This is a genomic window from uncultured Algibacter sp. (assembly GCF_947490405.1).
Classification (GTDB): domain Bacteria; phylum Bacteroidota; class Bacteroidia; order Flavobacteriales; family Flavobacteriaceae; genus Algibacter_B.
Window position 1 is genome coordinate 259,247 of sequence record NZ_CANLGU010000001.1, and the last position, 21,508, is coordinate 280,754.

General features: G+C 33.2%; 12 protein-coding genes. 6 read left to right on the forward strand and 6 right to left on the reverse strand.

The window, feature by feature from the left end; genetic code table 11:
* The first annotated feature begins 114 nt into the window (after positions 1-114).
* The 6 genes from Q0772_RS00900 to Q0772_RS00925 are packed head-to-tail and all read left to right on the forward strand — an operon-like array spanning position 115 to position 10,129.
* Positions 115-3,051: a TonB-dependent receptor gene (locus tag Q0772_RS00900; RefSeq protein ID WP_298338904.1), complete on the forward strand. Its 2,937-nt coding sequence runs from the start codon at positions 115-117 to the stop codon at positions 3,049-3,051.
* A gap of 11 nt (positions 3,052-3,062) precedes the next feature.
* Positions 3,063-4,523, forward strand: a complete 1,461-nt coding sequence (locus Q0772_RS00905; protein WP_298338907.1) for a RagB/SusD family nutrient uptake outer membrane protein — start codon at positions 3,063-3,065, stop codon at positions 4,521-4,523.
* A gap of 11 nt (positions 4,524-4,534) precedes the next feature.
* Positions 4,535-6,283 carry a SusE domain-containing protein gene (locus tag Q0772_RS00910; RefSeq protein WP_298338910.1) on the forward strand — a complete coding sequence of 583 codons (1,749 nt, stop codon included), beginning with the start codon at positions 4,535-4,537 and terminating at the stop codon, positions 6,281-6,283.
* A 35-nt stretch (positions 6,284-6,318) separates the two neighbouring features.
* Entirely contained in the window at positions 6,319-7,776 is a 1,458-nt protein-coding gene (locus tag Q0772_RS00915; RefSeq protein ID WP_298338913.1) for a glycoside hydrolase family 30 beta sandwich domain-containing protein, read from the forward strand.
* A 21-nt stretch (positions 7,777-7,797) separates the two neighbouring features.
* A complete protein-coding gene (locus tag Q0772_RS00920; protein ID WP_298338918.1) occupies positions 7,798-9,282 on the forward strand; it encodes a glycoside hydrolase family 30 protein in 1,485 nt (494 codons plus the stop codon).
* Positions 9,283-9,304: 22 nt separating this feature from the next.
* Complete coding sequence (locus Q0772_RS00925; RefSeq protein WP_298338921.1) at positions 9,305-10,129, forward strand: T9SS type A sorting domain-containing protein; 825 nt, start codon at positions 9,305-9,307, stop codon at positions 10,127-10,129.
* 123 nt (positions 10,130-10,252) lie between these two features.
* Here the strand turns inward: Q0772_RS00925 and Q0772_RS00930 are convergent, their stop codons facing one another.
* From Q0772_RS00930 to Q0772_RS00955, 6 genes are all read right to left on the reverse strand, one after another.
* Positions 10,253-12,115: a DUF5060 domain-containing protein gene (locus Q0772_RS00930; RefSeq protein ID WP_298338924.1), complete on the reverse strand. Its 1,863-nt coding sequence runs from the start codon at positions 12,113-12,115 to the stop codon at positions 10,253-10,255.
* Positions 12,116-12,124: 9 nt separating this feature from the next.
* The gene (locus tag Q0772_RS00935; RefSeq protein ID WP_298338927.1) at positions 12,125-14,194 is read right to left on the reverse strand and encodes a BNR-4 repeat-containing protein; all 2,070 of its coding nucleotides are present in this window, start codon (positions 14,192-14,194) and stop codon (positions 12,125-12,127) included.
* Between the two features lie 96 nt (positions 14,195-14,290).
* Positions 14,291-17,818: a sulfatase-like hydrolase/transferase gene (locus Q0772_RS00940; protein WP_298338930.1), complete on the reverse strand. Its 3,528-nt coding sequence runs from the start codon at positions 17,816-17,818 to the stop codon at positions 14,291-14,293.
* Positions 17,819-17,986: 168 nt separating this feature from the next.
* Positions 17,987-19,408 (reverse strand): sialate O-acetylesterase, encoded by a 1,422-nt coding sequence (locus Q0772_RS00945; protein ID WP_298338933.1) that lies wholly within the window; start codon positions 19,406-19,408, stop codon positions 17,987-17,989.
* 175 nt (positions 19,409-19,583) lie between these two features.
* Positions 19,584-20,642, reverse strand: a complete 1,059-nt coding sequence (locus Q0772_RS00950) for a fasciclin domain-containing protein (RefSeq protein WP_298338935.1) — start codon at positions 20,640-20,642, stop codon at positions 19,584-19,586.
* Positions 20,643-20,691: 49 nt separating this feature from the next.
* Entirely contained in the window at positions 20,692-21,486 is a 795-nt protein-coding gene (locus Q0772_RS00955) for a hypothetical protein (RefSeq protein ID WP_298338938.1), read from the reverse strand.
* Positions 21,487-21,508: the final 22 nt, after the last annotated feature.

The following is a 21,508-nucleotide window of genomic DNA, read 5'->3' on the forward strand; positions in this document are numbered from 1 at the left end:
CTACTTTTTTAATACTCTCATTTGATAAACACATTTGTTAGGTTGTAAATTTGTCTTCCAGCGTCATATAGTTTTAAACTATTGAACGCAAGCCACTAACTAAATACATTATTAATGATTACCATAAAGAAAATTCTATTTCTCACTTTTCTTGTACCTGCATTTTGTTTAAGTCAAAATATTATAAGAGGAAAAGTTACTGACAATTCTGGACAACCTATTCCTGGAGTAACTGTCTTAATCAAAGGCACATCTAATGGTGCCTCGACAGATTTTGACGGACTATACTCATTAGACGCCTCGGTAAATAATGAATCCATCTTAGTATTCAGCTATTTAGGCATGAAAACTATTGAAGAAACTATTAACGGTAGAGTCTCTATTGATGTATCAATGGAAGAAAACACTCAAGCCTTAGAAGAGATTATTGTAGTAGGCTATGGGGCACAACAAAAGAAAGACATAACAGGGTCTGTATCTCAAATTAAATCAGAAGTATTAGAACAACGTAGTAATGCGCAAATTGGCTCTCTTTTGCAAGGACAAGCTACTGGTGTTGAAGTTTTAGCAAACTCTGGTAAACCATCAGCAGGTTTAAGTATAAGAATTAGAGGCACAAACTCAATCACTTCTGGCAGTGAGCCCTTGTATGTTGTAGATGGTGTTCCTACCACAGACACACGTTCTATTAACCCTGCTGATATAGACGCTATTTCTGTTTTAAAAGACGCATCTTCAGCTGCAATATATGGAGCTCAGGGCGCAAATGGTGTAGTTTTAATTACAACAAAACGAGGTACTACTGAGAAAGCAAAATTAACATTCGATACCTATTTAGGTATCTCTCAAGTATGGAATACACTTCCTGTATTAAACGGTGAACAATACAGGGATTTAATGACTGAACTTGGACAAACTACAGATTGGGAAATGTTTAATCAAAATACAGATTGGCAAAATGAAATTTTTCAAAACGGGATTTCTAATAATTATCAATTGTCTATGTCTGGTCGAAACAATGGAACTAACTACTATGTCTCGGCAGGTTATACTAACCAAGAAGGTATAGTTAAAAGCTCAGAACTACAACGCTTTAATTTCAAAATTAATTTTGATCAAGATGTTAATGATTGGCTTAAAGTTGGTACAAGAATAGCTTACACACAATATAGTGACGTAGATGTTAATGATAACAACAATGTTAATCAAGGTGGTGTTTTACTTGGCGCATTAACTACACCTTCTGTAATAGGAATTTTTAACGAAGATGGCTCATTTACAAGTAATCCATTTCAAAACTGGGAAAACCCTTTAGCTTCGACTGATGGTTTAGATCGTGAATTTAATAGCCAACGATTCTTGGGGAATTTATACTTTGAGATTAAGCTTATTAAAAACTTGAAGTTTAAAACAAATGTAGGTATAGATAATAGTTTCGGTGTATTTGATTCTTTTCTAGACCCATTTAGAACTGGCTTTGGTAGAGCACTTCAAGGTAGAAGTATAAATTCTACCAATAAGAGTTCATATTATATAATTGAAAACACTTTGTCTTATAATAACGTAATAAACAATCATAAGATTGAAGGTTTAATTGGTTCTGTTAATCAAAAAAATAAATTTGAAAATAGTAATATTGAAACACGAAATTTTGCAAGTGCCACAGTTACTACCACTAATGGTGGTTCAGAAATATTTGATGCTTCTTCTGATAAAGCAGAAAAAGCAAACTCATCGTTTTTAGGTAGACTAAATTACAGTTATGCTGACAAATATTTGGTTACAGCGAATTTTAGAGCCGATGGCTCAAGTGTTTTTGGACCTAATAAGCGTTGGGGATATTTCCCATCGTTCTCTCTAGGTTGGAGAATTTCTCAAGAAGGCTTCTTAGAAAACTCTAAAACCATAAGTGATTTAAAGTTTCGAGCGGGGTGGGGCATAGTAGGTAACGATCAAATCCAAAACTATGCATATTTAGGTCGTGTTGGTAGTGGTGCCAATTATCCAATTGGTGGTGTTGTACAACCAGGAACTTTTCCTGCTTCAATAGAAAATTTAGAATTAAAATGGGAAGAATCCAATCAAACGAATATAGGTGTAGATCTAGCTTTATTTTCTGGAAAAGTAAATATTACTGCTGATGCTTATATAAAGAGAACAAAAGATTTACTGTTCGATGCTCCTCTACCTAATGCTACAGGCTTTACAAGCGCCATTCAAAATATTGGAGAACTTGAAAATAGAGGTATTGAATTTAGCTTGAGAACACAAAATATTGATAGCAAAATCTTTGCTTGGGATTCTAACATTAATATTTCTTTCAATAGAAATAAAATTACAAAATTAGTTGACTCTGATGTATTTCAAGGAGGAATTGCTGGTGGTCGTGGAGAAGCCGCTTTAATTCGAGAAGGAGAACCTTTAGGTATTTTATTTGGTTATATATATGGTGGTGTAGACCCGCAAACAGGTAATGCATTTTACATTGATAGAAATGGTGCTTCCACATTTAATCCAACCGCAGATGATAGAGCAATAATTGGAGATGCTAATCCAAGTTTCACTTATTCTGCGACCAACAATTTTTCATATAAAAATTTCAGCTTAATGATTTATTTACAAGGATCTTATGGCAACGATATGCTCAATGCCACACGTATTGAGACTGAGGGATTAATAGATCCAAAAAACCAATCTGTTGCAGTTTTAGACAGATGGCGACAACCAGGAGATATTACAACCATACCAAGAGCTGTTTTTGGTAACTCAGACAATTCTAGAGTATCTACCCGATTCATTGAAGACGCTTCTTACCTGAGAGTTAAAGCGGTTACCCTAGGGTATAATTTCCCTAAAGAAATTTTAGAAAAAATAAAGATAAGCGCTTTAAAATTATACGTTACAGGAGAAAACTTATTGACGTTTACAAATTACTCTGGGTTTGACCCTGAAGTAAATGCATTTGGAGGTAGCAACACCATAAGAGGAATAGACTTTGGTACTTTCCCACAAGCAAGAACTACTCTTTTTGGTTTAAGTGTAACGTTTTAAAAAATTCAACTATGAAATTAAATACTATATTAATAATCTTAGGTCTTTTACTATTTACTAATTGTGATGACTTTTTAGATCTTACGCCAATTTCTGAAGAAACTAGTGCAGATGCGTACACCACTGCTTCACAAATTGAAGCTGCCTTAACTGGAAGTTATGAATCTTTTCAATCTTCAGAATATTATGTTTGGGACTATTTATTATTTCAAGATATGCGCGCCGATAATAATTATGCAGGTGGTGATAATCCTGAAATATTCGCTATAGACTTTCTAGATATAGCCCCTACACATTCCAGACTATTTACACATTGGTCTAATCTATACAACGCAATTTCTAAAGCTAATGTAGTTTTAGAACGTGTAAATCAAATATCAGATGCTCAATTAACTGATGAAAGAAAGGCACAAATAAGAGGAGAAGCTCTCTTTTTAAGGTCTTATCACTATTTTACTTTAGCAAAACTATGGGGCAGCGTGCCTTTGATTACAAGTTCAATTAAAGCAACTACTGCAGAAAGCGTAAATATTCCTAAATCACCTATTGAAGACATATACGCTCAAATTACTGACGATTTAGAATTGGCTGCTACACTATTACCAGATACTTATGGAAGTAGCTCAATTACCAAAGCAAGAGCAACTGCAGGTGCTGCACATGCTTTGGCTGCTAAAGCCTATGCGCAACAACCAAACCCTAATTATGATGCTGTATTAGCACATATTCGTGAAGTAGAAAATAGTGCTGCTGGATATACTTTAATAAACTACAGTGAATTATTTGATGGTAATAATCCAAACAATGCTGAATCTATTATTGAAGTACAATATTTAGGAGGTAATGAAGGTAATTTTGGACCTCAACTATTGTTACCGCCTTCAGTTACTGGCGATACTTGGAGAAAATTTGTAACACCATCGGTTGACTTAATTAGCGCATTTGATGCGGAAGAAGATACTGTTAGAAAAAATGCATCTATCCTTTTTGAACAAGTACAATGGGTTGATGAGTTTTGGGGAAATTCGGCAGGCAGCACCATTCCTTTTAGTTATAAATGGAAAAATGCTAATGGTTTTGCTAGTCCAGACAACACTTACTTAATACGATATGGTGATATTGTTTTATTAAAGGCTGAAGCTCTAAATGAATTAAATCAATTAGATGCTGCCGTAATCGAAGTAAATAGAATTAGAAACAGAGCACAATTACCTGACCTTACCGACACTCAAAAAAGTTCCAAATCTGTTTTAAAACAAAACATTCTTAAAGAACGTCGTTTAGAATTATTTCAAGAAGGACAACGATGGGATGATTTAGTTCGCTATGGTGAAATTATCACAACAATGAACAACTTGCTTGAAATCGACTTAAGAACCAATACCGCTATAAACTATAATATGACTGCTTCTAAAATATTTTTACCAATTCCGCAACAGGAATTAGATAGAAATCCAGCTTTAGAGCCTTAAAAAAATTGATTATGAAAACGCTATTTAAAAATGTATTGTTTTTAATTTCTATGACTGCTATTCTAGTGGCTTGTGAAACTGAAAATAATTTAGAAACGGAAGGACTTTGGCAACTTAGTAATCCTTCTATAACATTACCAAGTGATAACTTGATAGTTCTAGACGAAACAACGCCTAATGACATTATAACTTTTAGCTGGGAAGCAGCAGTATCGTCAGCTAATTTTATAGTAAGTTATAATGTAGTTCTAGACACTTTAGGCTCTACCAGTTTTGATACGCCTATCTTAAAATTAACTCCCGAAAATAGTGGACGAGCACTATCAGCTTCAATCTCGTATGAAACTATAGACCAAGCATTATCGTTTGCTGGTTATCAAGCCAATAGTGATGTAGAATTAACTTGGGGGGTAGTAGCTAGTAGTATTAACAAAACATCTGTTGATTCTAATACCTTAACTATAAAACGTTTTGAAAATGAAATAGTACCTAACCGTTTATTTATATCTGGTACAGCTACAGAAAACAACAATAATTTATCTAATGCTATTCTTTTAAGACGCTTAAATGATGTTGAAGGAAAACCTTCTAATATTCATGAGGTTTACACAAGTTTAAAAGCAGGTAATACTTTTAAATTTTATAGCGAACAATCTTTACCTGCCTTAGTTTATGGAGGTACTCAAGAAGGAGAAATCATAAAATCTGGAACGCCAATTTCTGTTAATGAGGATGGACAATATAGAATAAAAGTAGATTTAGATAACAATACGTATTCTCTTCTAAAAGTTGAACGATGGAATATGAAAGGAAGCCCTATTATTGGCGGATGGGGAAGTGATGAACCTTTAGAATACATTGGCGGAGGTATTTGGCAAGCTTCTATTCAACTAGTAAATACAGGTGGATTCTTATTTAGAGCAGATGTTGATGGAGCAGACTTTTGGTCTTATTTACTAAAACGTATTGTAGGCACTTCTAATACATTAATTATCGAGACTGATGCTGCTACACAAGGTGTAAGTTTTGAGGATATCCCTTCTGAACAATTAGGTACTAAATTAGTAACTTTAAATCTATCGGCAAGCGCATATACTTACACTATAGAAAATGACCCAAATGCTGCTGAACCTCTAGAAGCACCAAACGCCTTATACTTATTTAAAAACAATCAATTGGTAGGAGAACTTACTAAAGATGGAGACACATTTAGAACTGAAAATTACATTGCATTACAAAATGGAGACGAGGTAACCCTCAATACATCATCTGATGGATCGGGTGATAGTTTTACCACTTTCGACAATATTGGAGCTACCACAGAACCTGATGGTATAAATGTTAACGAAAGCCCTGATCTATCAGAAGGCACTAATGTTATTGGTGTTGAGAGAGATCAAGCTTATACATTTACTATAGATTTTGCCAACGCCAAGTTTCAGTGGAATTATTATAATATCTTCTTATTTCATTGGGATGAAATTAATCAGAAATGGGAGGAAAGAAATGAATTTTTAATGACTTATGAACATCCTTATACGTTCATAACCACAGTGGATATAAGTGCTAATTTCGACATGAAATTTATCTCGCCATGGGATAATGATTTTGGATCAGAATCTCCTTCTGAATTATCGGGTAATATTACCAACAGAGGTGGATCTAATATCAGAAATATCACTACAAATGGAAATTATCGTGTTTCTATTGAGGTTACACCAGACTTTTCTTCTGGCACTTATGAATTTGTTCAACAATAAAATATAAAACTGCTGTAAAAGCTTGTTATAAAATTATGAAAAAGGAAAATTTAAAAATAGTTTACAGGAGCGTATCGCTTATCATGTTGGTTGGAATACTTTTTAGTTGCCAAAGCTGTCAAGATATTGATAATGAATTTAACACAATTCCACCTCCAATGTCAGAAACAGTAAATGTTAATTTTTACCTAACAAGACCAGATCAATCTGCATTATTTAGTAAGCAACAATCAGGTATTAGTGCTTTCAACGAAAATTCCAATTTTTCAATCAACGTATCAGATGGTACAATGTATCAAGAAATGTCTGGATTTGGCTTTTCTTTAACTGGTGGTAGTGCTTTACACATAAATAACATGTCTTCATCAGCTAGAAATACTCTATTAAATGAGCTTTTTAAATGGGACGAAAATAACATTGGTGTGAGTTACTTAAGAGTTAGTATTGGCTCGTCTGATTTAGATATTGAACCTTTTTCATATAACGACTTATCTAGTGGAGAAACTGATATTGATTTAGATAGATTTTCTATAAATAAAGACAGAGTTAACCTCATCCCCGTTTTAAAAGAAATTTTAGCTATAAACCCTAATATCACTATTGCAGCTTCACCTTGGTCTGCTCCCGCTTGGATGAAAACCAATCAAAGTACCATAGGCGGTAGTTTAAAAACAGAGTACAATGAAACCTATGCTAACTACTTTGTAAAATACATAGAAGCCATGGCTGCTGAGGGCATCACTATAAATGCAATAATTCCTCAAAACGAGCCATTAAATGAAACCAATAACCCTAGTATGGTAATGCAGCCTACAGAACAGGCCAATTTTATAAAAAATTATTTAGGTCCTGCATTTCAAACAGCAAATATTACAACTAAAATTATTGCTTACGGACACAATCCTGACAGAACAGATTTCCCTATAACGGTATTGAATGACAATGAAGCAAACCCTTTTATAGACGGTTCTGCATTTCATTTATATGCTGGTCGAATAGATAATTTAAGTTTAGTTCATAATGCTCACCCTGATAAGAATATTTACTTCTCTGAGCAGTGGGTTGGTGCTTTTGAAGAATTTTCAGAAAGTTTAAAATGGCATACGCGTGAATTACTTGTTGGTGCTACCCGAAATTGGTCTAAAACAGTTTTAGAATGGAATTTAGCAGCAGATGCAAATCAAGACCCTCATACAAATGGTGGTTGCACAGAGTGCTTAGGAGCTTTAACTATTGAAGGTAACAACGTAACCAAAAATGTAGCCTACTACATTATTGCGCATGCTTCAAAATATGTAAGACCAGGCTCTGTAAGAATAGAATCGAACTTTTCTACAGAATTACCCAATGTAGCTTATAAAACACCTGACGATAGCATTGTTGTTATTGTTTTAAATAATACAGGTACTCGAAAAGATTTTAACATCAAAGTTGGAGACCAACCGATATCTACAGCATTAGATGCTGGAGCTGTTGGAACTTTTATTTGGTAAGTACTTCCTATAATAATTATTATGAATTTGAAAAAACATATCCTTATCATTTTTAGCTTAGCTATAACTCTATCTTGCGAAAAACCTAAAACATCGCCAACATTAGCATTAGCCGAAACAAGTAGAGAAATAACTATTGACTATAACGGTAAAACACTAAAGGTTTATACGACAGCTGAAAATACAGATTTAAAACTCTCATTAACTAATGAACTACGTTTTAATCCTGCAAATCAACCTTTAGAGACTGAAATTGCAGTTTTTGTTAACCCAAAAAAAACATTCCAAAAATTTCTAGGAATTGGAGGAGCGATAACAGATGCTTCTGCTGAAGTTTTTGCAAAATTAAGTAAAGATAAGCAACAAGAATTATTACATGCATACTACAGTGACACTGGTATTAATTACAATATTATCAGAACCAGTATACATAGCTGCGATTTTAGTTCTAAAAGCCATACATACATTAAAGAAGGTGATACAGAGTTAAAAACATTCTCTATTGAAAAAGACAAGAAATACAGAATACCAATGATAAAACAGGCAACAACCTTAATTAAAAACGATTTGGTTTTTTATGCTAGTCCATGGAGTCCTCCAGCATTTATGAAAACCAATAAAAACATGTTACAAGGCGGTAAATTACTGCCTGAATATTATCAAACTTGGGCAGACTATTTTGTAAAGTTTATTCAGGCTTATGAAGCAGAAGACATCCCTGTTTGGGGTGTAACTATACAAAATGAGCCTATGGCAAAACAACGCTGGGAATCTTGTATTTATACTGCTGAAGAAGAACGGGATTTCTTAAAAAATAATTTAGGTCCAACATTTGAAAAAGCAGGATTTAAAGATAAAAACATAGTTGTTTGGGATCATAATAGAGATCTTATTTCTCATAGAGCCAATACTATTTTCGAAGATCCTGAAGCTGCTAAATACGCTTGGGGTATTGGCTTTCATTGGTATGAAACGTGGACAGGTGGCGATCCTAAATATGATAATTTATCAAATATTAAAACATCTTTTCCTACTAAAAATTTATTATTCACTGAAGGTTGTCAAGAAAAATTTAGTGAAGCGCATTACTTCAGATGGTCTAATGCAGAACGCTACGGCAACTCTATGATTAATGATTTTAATAATGGCACTGTAGGTTGGACAGATTGGAATATTCTGCTTGATGAAACTGGAGGTCCAAACCACGTTCAAAATTTATGCTTCGCTCCTATTCATGCAGATACCAGAACTAACGAACTCATTTATACACCTTCTTATTATTACATAGGTCATTTTTCTAAATTTATAAAGCCTAATGCATCAAGAGTAAGTACCACTACAAGCAGAAGCACTTTAGAAAGCACATCATTTGTTAATGAAAACGGACAAGTTGTTACAGTAATCATGAATAAAAGTGACACACCAATTGATTACAAACTTATTGTTCATGAGAGCGAAGTAGCTTTAAAAATACCTTCTCATGCAATGCAAACTATCTTATACTAATAATCCATTAAAATTTAAAATTATGAAAACAAATTACTTGAAAGCAGCATTAGCTGTAGCTATGTTTATCTGTACTTTAAGTACTCAAGCTCAAATTATTGCAGATGGCACTTATAATATTTACAACCCAAATTTATCAGAAGTTATTGGTGTTAACAGAATCGCTATAGGCGAAGCTGGAAACCCACAAGACATTATCATAGGAAGAGCACGAATGCAAACTTATGACATTAGTAACAGTGATCAAGAATGGTCTTTTATCCATCAAGGTAGCGATGTTTATAAAATAACAAATGTTGGCGACAATTCAGCTTTGGGTGTAAAAGACGGTTGGTGTGGAGATTTTGGTGATGTTCAGGTTGGATTTACAGACTCAAGTCCTTACACATTATTTAAAATTATTAATGGTGTAGCAGCAAACACTTATGTATTCCAAATTGCATTTGATGGTGATTGCAACTTTGGCTCAACAAATGTTCCTATTAAAGCGTTTGATATTGACGGAGGAAGTTCAGGCTCTAAAATAAATACATTTCCAACGGATTCTGGTAATGCAAATCAAGAATTTGAAATAGTAGCCCCAGGTACTCTAGGAATTGATGATGCTTTTCTATCTGATAAAATATCTATTTTTTATAATACAGCTGAAGGCTTAGTGGTAAATTCTACAACAAATAATGAAATAGAAATTAGTGTATTTGATATGGCTGGACGCTCTATAATAACTAAAAAATCTATTAATAGCCGTACAAATATTAAACTTCATACTACAAGTACAGGAATCTATCTTGCTAAAATTAAGGATACCAATAACAATACACTGGTTAAGAAATTTTTAGTGTTCTAAAAAATAATCACTCATAGTAAAAAAATTAATTTACTATAGATAGATTAATAGCCATCGTATAGTCAAATTAATGTTTAGTTTAGTTGAATGAGTAAGCCTGCAAAAATTTTGTAGGCTTATTTTTTATTTTTCAGCTTGTATTAACAAAACCCAATCGCTTTGATTTTGGCTAGGTGGCAACCCTAGCAGAACTTTTCCTGCTGCTTTAATTAGAGTAATGGACCCATTATGCAAGTCACCTCCATTTCTGGGGTCGTACCATTTAACTTTATAAATCTTATTAGTTTTACCTAAATCCAACTTAATTTTTTGGGCATTCGCTTCAGCATAAATAACATAAACCTCGTCCTGTTTGGCAAAACAATAGGACATGTCTTCTGTAGTTATTAATTCATTACGAGGTTCCATCTCCCAAAATGGGATATATGTATTAAAAAAATGAAGTGCATATCTATTTTGATCCCAAAATAAATCACGACTTCTAAAATCTTCACAGGTTAAATCAGAATTTGGACTTGCATAACCAAAATACCATTCAACACCAAAACCACCCGCCATAAGTGTTCCCCACATTGCTCTGGATCGCGCAAAATTATGTTCAGAATCTTCATCATCTGGTAATAAAGCAATATTCGCTTTACCAGGCTCATCAACGGCTAAAGCCCATTTTCTCCCTGTGGCATTTGATTTGTTTCTCCATTTTAAAACTCTTGGATGTACATCGTTAAACTCAGGATGGCTTAGTTGTAGTGACGCTCCTGTTAAAGGTGATTGATTACCAATTAATTTTGCATACCTATCGTCTTTATTCGGAAATGTATGAATAACTAAATGACTGTTATAAGCGTCTAATTTTGAAACATATTCTGCCACTTTTTTAACCTCTTCAATGGGTTGATTATTTTCTTCACCTAAATTCCAATTCATAGATAGATGATGCCCAAATCTCGCTATTAGCTCTCTATAATATAGCTTTCCCTCTATTCCAAAAACACCTTTGTCCATCAAATGATCAGTTTCAGTTTCATGAGTTTTAAAATGCAGAAACATGCCTTTTGTTTCGGCATATTCAAATATGCGTTCCCATTGGTCTAGTTTTGAAACATCAAATCGAGTTTTATGAAACATAGTTTCCCAAGCTTCTTTATTTTTCTTGATACTCGCATAGGTTTCATAGTCTTCAACAGGAACTTTTAATAAATGAGGAAAAATATTCCTATCATCTCCATCTACATTAAAGGTTAAAAATGAAAACACATTAAGCTCTTCGCTCGCTAAATAATTAATAGCACCTAAAAGGTTTTTTCCTTTAGTTTCTTGCCACAAATATGGTATTCCACTTTCATCAAAGTCTTTTGCATGAGGCTCCCATTGCTTTTGAAAACCTAGTGCATTTGTAGAAACATCAAAATCTGTATATGCTAATAAATTCTCAGGAGCATCAACACCTAATTTTATGAAGTATTTTTGACTTTCGGCAAACTTTAAATACGATTCACCAACGTATTGAAGCCTTCCTTTAGCACGATTATCTATTCCTTTTTTATCTGATTCTAATATTGTAAAGGTTCCTGTTTGTCCATCCATAAAACCTGCGCTAAAGGCTTTACTTAAATCATCAGACACAGCAATATTGTCTCCCTTTTTAAAAGAAACAGAATAAGTCCATTCTCCAATTTTATTGGGTGTAAAACGAACTTGCCAAATATTTCCAGTATCGCTGCCTGTTTCTGCGGCATTACCATCGGCAGCATAAAACCCAGGGATTATATATTCTTTTTCCTTATTTCTAAAAGTAACATCTAAACGATAATTTAAAAATGGGTTTTTTATATCCATCTCGCTAGTTTGTGGTCCTTCAAAATTTAAAACAATTCTGTGCCACTTTTTTAACTCTCCTTCTACTTGTACTTCTTTATGTTGATTACATGAGTAAAATGAAATAGTTATAAAAAGAAAATATAGGTATGAAATTCGTTTTAGCATATATGCTCTTTATTTAAGTATCAGCTTTTTTAAAATTTTACTGCTATCAGAAGCTAACTCCAAAAAGTAAATTCCTTTGGAATGGTTAGAAAAATCGACTTGCTTTTGCGAAACTTTTCCTTTATCCAAAGTTTGTCCCTGAATATTGATTAAAGTGTATTCAAGATTTTGAATATTGGATTGAATATTAAAAACCCCTTCACTAGGGTTTGGATAAATAGTAACCTCATTTAGATTGAGCGCATTAACGCTCAAAGGTGTTTTCAAAAATAATTCCAGCTTATCTGGTTCACTAGATAGCGAGCGTTCCTGCTTTAGCCTTACTACGTTTTCACCCTGAGTTAATTCAACATTAGGAATTGTATTCTGCCCATAAACATTCCAATCTCCAGTTTTTTCCATTAATACATTATCATACAATTGCCCGTTCACTGTAATATCCATAGTTGAATCATCCCTGTTTCTAACCGCTACAAACAGCACTAAATTATATAAACCCGTTTGAGTCACTTGAAATCTATATTCCAAAAATTGATCTTTGGCAAATGAGTCTATATATTCACCTCCTGAAGCACTAGAGTTTGTGCCTACCACTATATTAGACGATGCTGTTGTATAATCTTCTGCCTCTAGTAAGTAATCAGGAACTTCAACAACAGGAATATCCTCTTCTGAAAGGGTAAATACTTGTACATGTAACGGACGAGCATCGCCACCAGCTTGTTGCATTAAATACACATAGAGTTTATCATTTTGTACAAAAGCATCAAAATGCATAAAACTTTCGCTAACAGTTCCTGTATAAATTATTTTCCAATCACTATCATCTTCCAAAGTAGTTTTAATATTTACCTTACCTCCCAAAAGCTCCACCATAAACACATGGCTTTTATAACTATAAATTTCACCTCTAACGCTTGGGTTAGGTATTAATCCATCAACACTACTTAAAAACTCAGTAGCTCCTGGAGCCCTATAATAGTGAACATTTCTATTATCTACACGTGTTATAAAATGTATTGCTTCATTCTCTGTAACTGTCCAAGCAGGATCTGAAGTTGTTCTAGGGAACGTTGCCGTACCATAATCGTCTCCTGGTTCTGCAATTTTTACTGGATCTAAGTTTTCGTCTATATTATTTCGTATTGGTAATGTAATAGCTTGATTATCTGCGTTAAACCATTGACTTGATTGATTTTTGGGCACTACATTAGTATAAGCATAATACAAGCCACTATTAATAGAATACCCATTAGTTGGATTAGAACTTGTATTATTAGCATACCTAATAGCAAAACCACTATAAAATTTACCATTTAAAAAACGTTCACCTCCGTACATATTATTTCTATTAGGTAAAGGAATTGAACCATCATGAAATAACCAATTGTCTGTCCATACATTTCCATCATAGTGTGCCATAAAAATATCCCCATTACCTGAACCACCCACTCTATAACGGGTAACTAAACTTCCATCATCAGCTCTATGAATCATTGGATAGGTTATTCTTTCATAGTTTTCACCTTGTTTCAAATAATTTTGCTTTGGATTAAAAATATCTAAAGTAAACTCACTATCTGGCACAAAAGCTTTATTTTTCAAAGATACTGAGTAATTAAAAAAGTCGTTTGGCAATGATGATGAGCTATAAGCATGCATGTCATACATAATATGAATTGTATTATCTATAGTGCTTACACCTATAGCAGCGGTATTGTGGGAATCTCCTTTTGTTGGATCAGTTCCTCGAAAACCCACATGCTTATGAGGAAATTCTATGGTTATCCAACTTGAATTTGCTACATTTAAGTTTTTCCTAGAAAGCATTAAGTTACGCTTGTCCATACCACCTTTGTACCATGTAACAAACACATAACCATTGACAACATCTATACAATCACCATGAGGTGTAATACGTGGTGAAAATTGATAGGCCACACCCCTTTCTCCATCAAAATACAATCCGTTATTGGCAACGATAGTAGATTCATCTAAGTTAGCAGCTAGTTGTTTTTGAGCTTCAACTAAATAACAAAACACTAATACCAAACATAACCCTAAGTAGTACTTTTTCATTTTTTTTTAATAATATATCTTTGATCTTATACAAAGCTTACAAAAAAGCCAGTAAAATAAACTATTACTGGCTTTAAAATAATTTTACACTCTTTTCTAAAAGGAATTTATTTTTAACTGAATAACATGTTTACCAGGTTCTAGTCTTATAGATTCAAAAGCAGATGGCACTTTTTCACCATTATGAATCAAATCTTTTCCATCCAAACCGTTTAAAGAAAACTCTGCTACCATATTGCCTGGTATTTCAACTTCATACGTTTGCAATCTGGCACCGTTATATGTGTACTTCCCTTTGATTGTGCCTCTTACCGTTGGCACTTCTATCATACTAGATTTTAAAGTACTCATTTGAGGCTTTATAGTTGCAACACCAAACCCAGGAGTTTTTGGTTGTATTCCCCACAAACCTCTTGGTATTACATTTGCGGGTACTGCACCCCAAGCGTGATTCCAATCTAAATTATTTTTGTACTTATTGTCCCAAGCTTCTAAAGTGATGGTAGAACCAATTTTTATCATGTTATACCAACTTCTATCTGAAGTATCGGTTAATAAGTCTAATGCATAATCAGCCTCACCTGCATTGTATAGACCATCCATTAAAAATTGCGCACCATAAACGCTACAAGCCATTCCTCGAGATTTCACATAATTTACAACAGATTCAAAATGTTCTTCCGGCACTAAACCAAAAGCTAAAGGCATCATATTAGCATGAAGCGATGCATGGTCTGTACCAATACCATCAACATAAATCCCTCTTGTCTTATCAAACATTTGCTCATTTACTGCTTTTTTTGCTTTTGCAGCTCTTAATTCAAAATCTAAAACTTCTTGAGTTTTACCAAGAATTTTTGCGAATTCTGCCATGATTTTCATATTCTCATAAAAGAATGAATTAATCACAGTACTATAAGGTTTAAACACAAAGCCATCACGCTCGCCTTTAGTTTTGCTACCATTAAAGTTTGGTCCTGGCCAATCAACAATATCAGTTAATGGCTTTTTATAGCCATCAGGAAAACCAAGTTTTTTCATGAAAGCAGCATCAACCTTTGTAGAGGTTATTAAACCATCTTCATTAGATAATTCGAATAACGATTTATGTTTTAAAGGCTCGTAATAACGCTCAATAAGCTCGGTATTCCCCGTATACATGTAGTCAGCGTAAATTAATAATGGCACGTGTTGCTGCCACTCTGTTGGCCATGTTGGGTTTTTCATAAAATACTCGATAGTACGTCTTGCCATAGCATATTCTCTATCGGTAGTATAATGACTTAGTTGATTTAAATATGCATCTGCTTCATACGGTATACGTTCTCTATCTCCATCAACATATAACCCATTAAAGGTTGTAGCTTTTATGGAATATTTACATAAGTCCCATACTTGGTTTAAGATGTTATTGTTACTCTCAAAACCGCTAGCGTTTTCATCCCAATAGGTATGAAATGCCAATTGGGTAAAATCTTCAGCGTTTAAATTGCTTTTAGCACCTTCAACCTCTGCATATCTAAATGGCACTAAAGGAGGAAAACCATTTGGCAGTGGTACTGCTTTATTAGCTCTAGTGTTACGCTCATCTTGTTGAACTTGTATTTGATATTTGGTTTGTCCTGGTTTTACATCTACTTTAATTTCTTGGTAGCGAATATTACTTTTCTTTGGTGGTGTTCTATTTACGCTACCATCGGTATTAACCATTTCGCCTACTCGAACTGTAAGTGTATGTGGTGTTTTTGCTGTATAGTTAAAATTCATAGTTGCAAAAGCAGCTTTTCCAAAATCAATAGTGTATAATTCTCCTTTTTTGTTAAACTTCACAGGCTTAACTTCAGTGGTTATAAATTTATTTTCTGTTGAAATTATATAGCTATCACTTTTTCCTGTAGTAAATTTTTGAGGCTCAGAATAATCAACTAACCTATTTTCTTGTTCCCAAATTCTAACTTTCCAATAGTATGTTCTTCCAATTTCTAAAGCAGTTCCGTTATATTCAACATCAGTAGATTTTGTTGATGCTACACGTCCACTATCCCAAACATCGCCATTATTATTATCGATACTTGCTTTATTTGAAGCTACCAAAATTTGGTACGCACCTTGGTATTTAGAGCCCAGAGGTACCGTCCAACCAAACTCAGGTTTTAAATCAAAAATCTTAACATCTGTTGCAGGTTCTCTAATTAATTCTACAGTTAAATCTGTAGGCGCAGCTCTAAACGCATTGCTATTTTTCTTGATTAACTCGTCAAGCTTAGTTCTTAGTTTATTAGCTACTGTTTTGTATTTTTTCTTTCCAATTAGGTTTTTAATCTCTTGAGGATCTTTTTCTAAATCATAAAGTTCTTCGATAGATTTATCGTTAACGTATCTAAAATACTTCCACTTTTTAGTTCTTACACCTTCACTTGGTGGAATATTTTTGAAATCCCAAATATGCTCGATTAAAATTGTATCTCTAGCTATAGTATTAGTTTCTTGCTTTACTATTGGCAATAAACTTTTTCCCTGCCAAGTACTTGGTGCTTTAACACCCGCAATATCTACAATGGTTTGTGGCACATCTATATTAAGCACCATATCATCAACATCTTGATGTTTGTTTACTCTTGGGTCAAAGACAATTAAAGGTACACGAATAGAATTATCATACATTAACCATTTTCCAGCAAATTGGCGCTCTCCTAAAAAGTAACCGTTATCGCCCATTACAATGATAACAGTGTTTTTATCTTGCCCTGTTGCTTTAAGTTTTTCTCTAATTTTTTTAATTTCTATATCTATTCCAGAAATCATTCTATAATAGCCTTTTAAACTATGCTGATACTTTTCTGGAGTATCGTAACGCCACGTCCAACGCAATCTATTAAACCCATCTCTTACAATTTTAGGTTGCGCTAAAAAGTACTTGTCGTCTCCTAATTCTGGATCTGGTATTGTTGTACTTTCTAACATTTTGTCCATTTCAGATTGCCAGAAATATTGCTTAGGTGCACGGTCATGCGCATGTGGTGCACTAAAACTTAATGACAGGCAAAACGGTTTATCATTACTTGCATTTTTATCAATAAAATCAAGTGCTTTTTGCCCTGTATATCGTGTTAGGTGTACAGTATCATTGTCTATAGTTTTATAATAATACCCTCTTCTGTCCTTATATTGGTTATTTCTATCGTACGACTCATATTCGTCAAATTGTTTATCTAAATCATTATAACGCACGCCGTATTTACCAAAAAAACCTGTGTAATACCCATTATTTTTTAACACTGTAGGATACGAATTTGCCATATACGCTTCTCTAACGTTTCCGGTTTGAAAGTTAAAGTTATGAGCGCGCTCATGTAATCCTGTAAATAAACTAGCTCTACTTGCAGCACAAATAGGTGTTGTAACTATAGCTGTATTAAAATAAGTACCAGACTTTGCTAAATCATCCATTTGTGGTGTTTCAACAAACTCGTTACCTGCATAACCAATAGCATCAAAGCGCTGATCATCAGTTAAAATAAAGATAATGTTTGGTTTTTCGTTATTATTTTGTTGTTGTGCCTTAATTACATTTACAACACAGAATAAAGTAAATAGTACTAAAAAATAGCTTTTTTTGAACATAGATAAACGTCTTAAGTATTTGATTCTTTTCTTGAATATTTAAACAATATTCATAGCTTTTAAAATTACAGTATTCTTACACATAACCTATCCTGCTGTATCCTGAAAATAATAGTAAAAGTTTAATAATAAATATTGTGGCTATTTCTAAAAAGGCAGTATGCACTTTTACCAAGCATCTGTTCTAAAAACAGATATTGGCAAACCGGATTTCGTTTTTAAATTACTTTCAAAACAATCTTCAAATCCATAGCGAACAGCGACTGGGTTTTTCACTTCTTCATTATAGAGTATTATGCTCTTCATATCGTTACTAAATAGCACTTTGGCTGGATGAAATTTTCTATTTGATGCAGCAATAGTAAATCCCTTTACTTCTTTTTGACTAATAAAGGCATCATTTTTCTGAAATTTAAATCGTAGTGTAATATGATTATTTTTTATTACCATTTTCTGAAATTCGGCACTTCTATAATTTACATTTTTGTAGTTATATTTCTCTACTAGAGCAATATTTAATAAACGCTTTGCTATAATTTCTTTTTTTGAAGGATGAATATCATCACAGTCTCCTGCATCAGTAGTTACTACCACTCTAGTATTTTTAATTCCCTGTGCTATTTTCAATTGAGACTCACGAATAATATTTGCTTTTATTCCAGAAGATTTTCTATGCTTAGTATAATTATATGGCGCAATTTGCACAAAATAGAATGAAAGTTTTTTGTTTCCCCATTGGTTCCTCCAGGAAGCTATTAAATCTTGCATATAGTCATAGTAGGATTCTGGTTTAGATCTATTAGACTCTCCTTGATACCAAAGCACTCCTTTTATCTTAAACTCTTGAAAAGGGTGAATCATAGCATTATATAAGAAAGAAGGCTTTTTTTGTTTATTTAGATCTATAGGTAACTTATTAGCAAACTTAATATTTTTGTATTTAAGAAGAACTTGTTTAGGAATCCAACTTTCAATCTTAGTACCACCCCAAGCAGACTCAATGACACCTATTGGAACATCTAATTTTTTGAAAAGTTTTATTCCAAACATAAATCCTATTGCACTAAATTGTTTTGCTGTCTCTACATCAGACACTTCCCATTTCCCATTTACATCATAACTAGGAAAAACACTAGCAGACCTTGCATTGTTGAACAATCGAATATTTTTATTAGTAGCTATTTTAAGATATTTATCAGCATTTGAAACCAATGATTTTCTTAACCCTTTTAAGGGCATTTCCATATTAGATTGACCTGAACAAAACCAAACTTCTCCTATAAGCACATTATTAATTTCTTTAGTATTACTTCCTTTTATTGATATGCTTTGGGATTCAAAAGAGCCTCTTTTAGTTTTGATTATTGTTGACCACAGCCCCTCTGAATTTGATACTGTATTTGTTTTAACTCCCCAACTTGTAACTATTGTTATAGCAGTATTTGGAGTATCTTTCCCCCATATAGACACCCTTTCATTTTGTTGTAACACCATATTATCTCCAAAAAATGCAGGCAATTCTATTTGTGCATTTATAGTAACTGTCCAAAGAGAAATAAAGTAAATAAAAAAATGTAATGTTTTAGTCATTTTTATTGAATTGTTCTATGGGACAAACAATACCAACAAAATAATTAAATAATTTGAGAGTTAGTGTATTTTTTAACCAAAAAACCCTCCATTTTTAATGGAGGGTTTTGAGAACTAACTCATTTAATTAAGATATATTATTTAATATATAATAAACTTAATTAAATGAGATAGATTATTCAAGTTCTGGTAACAAAACTCTATCAATTACGTGTACTACACCATTTATTGCCGTTAGGTCAACAAAAGTACTACTTATATTAGCTAATCTACCATTAGGATCTGTAACCGTTAGATTATCAGGGTTTGGATCTATAAACAGTAGTTCATTTTTAAATGATGGAATTGGAAAAGGTCTTCCTATCTCAATTAATTCTCCAGAAGTAATAGCTGCTATATCTATCAAATGAGTGAAGATTGCATCTGCTACTAGAGAAGAATCTAATTCGTCTAATTCAGCCACACCTTGCTCTACCAACAAATCATTAAAAGCAGCGTCAGTAGGCATGAACAAAGTTCTTGAAGCTCCTCTATCTACTAACCTAAATCTTAAATTTGGGCCATTCCCCTCTTCATCCCTAGCAGTTTGTGCAAAATTAACTGCATCGTTAAAGATTGATAATGATGGATCCATAATTGAAAAATCTAACAATACTGGTAAATCAATAACCCTATCAACTATATGCAATGCTCCATTATTTACTTGAACATCCGGATCGATAACATTAGATTCGCCATTTATGCTTACTCCATTTGCAGTATTTATATACATCGAAATGTTGCGTGGATTATCTCTTGGCCCCACTACAACCGAAGATGTTGTATATCCTGAAACAAAATCTGATGAAGCAAACTGACCAACTAAAACATGATTTAGAATGACAAGTTCTATATCATCTGGGTTCAAATCTGATATAGCATCAATACCACTATTATCTAACCATGCTTGAAAAGCAGTATCATTGGGAGCAAATAATGTGGTATTTGTATTAGGAAGGTTTAACTGACTTAATAATTTAGTATCAGTTTCTTCTTCCAATATACGTAAAGCAGTTTCTAATATACTTAAATCATCTCTTGCAATAATAATTTGCGTTAAAGTTTCTGGATTTTCTACAACACCAGCTTCAAAAGGGATGAATATCTCATCATCTTCTGGAAAATTACAGGAAAACATCATAAATGATGCTAATACCCCTGTAAACAAATACTTTATATTTATAATTTTATTCATTTTTTTTGTTTTTATATAAGATTAAATCTTTTTTAACAATAACTTGATATTAATCTACAGAGAAATTTTCGTATAAAGGAAATGGTTGATATCTTACTGTATCATTTAAATAATGACCAACACCATTATTGAATACATAATTATGAGCTCTAACTCTTTCATTAAACCCCTGTTGCACAGCTGTTGAAATAAGTGGCGCATTTACATTGTTAACTTCCATTCTCCATTCAATATCACGCCTTAAAGCTATATCAGCTCTTTCACCTGATAAACCAAGAGGCTCACCTGTAATAGGATCTACTCTTACTTCAGGTAATAAGGTCTTGAATATAAAATCTTTGTTAAATATTGTGATTTTAGGCACTTGAGCAACTTCTTCCTCTACAATATGGTATTTCAAAATTGCCTTCAACTTATTAATTTCTTCAGGTGCAGTAATTGAAGCCATTAGCGTATCTGCATTAACGGCTCCTCCGCCCTGTGTTGTACCTGTTACAGCTCTGATAATATCTCTATCACGGTTATTACCTGTAAATGCATTATTATTTAATAAAAAGAACGTTCTCTTAGTAGCTGTTTGACTGTATAGATCTTGATAACCTACATGCTTAATAGCTGCAATCATAAAATCTAATTCTTCCCCATCAAGAACTTTTCTATTTTCATCATCAATGATGGCATTAGTTGTTCTAGTTTGAATATAATCCCATGCTGTTGTGTTCCCAAAGGGATCAGCAAAATTATTTTCAGGATTAAAATCAAACTCTTCTTGCTGTTGTAGAGTACACGAATGAAATCCTACAATGATAGCAGCAAGCATTATAATTTTTAAAAATGTTTTCATAATATCTTAATTTTTCTAAATT

Bases quoted from the DNA above. Each gene is read 5' to 3' on its own strand.
- Q0772_RS00900 (WP_298338904.1), top strand. From the start codon at position 115: ATGATTACCATAAAGAAAATTCTATTTCTCACTTTTCTTGTACCTGCA.
- Q0772_RS00905 (WP_298338907.1), top strand. From the start codon at position 3,063: ATGAAATTAAATACTATATTAATAATCTTAGGTCTTTTACTATTTACT.
- Q0772_RS00910 (WP_298338910.1), top strand. From the start codon at position 4,535: ATGAAAACGCTATTTAAAAATGTATTGTTTTTAATTTCTATGACTGCT.
- Q0772_RS00915 (WP_298338913.1), top strand. From the start codon at position 6,319: ATGAAAAAGGAAAATTTAAAAATAGTTTACAGGAGCGTATCGCTTATC.
- Q0772_RS00920 (WP_298338918.1), top strand. From the start codon at position 7,798: ATGAATTTGAAAAAACATATCCTTATCATTTTTAGCTTAGCTATAACT.
- Q0772_RS00925 (WP_298338921.1), top strand. From the start codon at position 9,305: ATGAAAACAAATTACTTGAAAGCAGCATTAGCTGTAGCTATGTTTATC.
- Q0772_RS00930 (WP_298338924.1), bottom strand. From the start codon at position 12,115: ATGCTAAAACGAATTTCATACCTATATTTTCTTTTTATAACTATTTCA.
- Q0772_RS00935 (WP_298338927.1), bottom strand. From the start codon at position 14,194: ATGAAAAAGTACTACTTAGGGTTATGTTTGGTATTAGTGTTTTGTTAT.
- Q0772_RS00940 (WP_298338930.1), bottom strand. From the start codon at position 17,818: ATGTTCAAAAAAAGCTATTTTTTAGTACTATTTACTTTATTCTGTGTT.
- Q0772_RS00945 (WP_298338933.1), bottom strand. From the start codon at position 19,408: ATGACTAAAACATTACATTTTTTTATTTACTTTATTTCTCTTTGGACA.
- Q0772_RS00950 (WP_298338935.1), bottom strand. From the start codon at position 20,642: ATGAATAAAATTATAAATATAAAGTATTTGTTTACAGGGGTATTAGCA.
- Q0772_RS00955 (WP_298338938.1), bottom strand. From the start codon at position 21,486: ATGAAAACATTTTTAAAAATTATAATGCTTGCTGCTATCATTGTAGGA.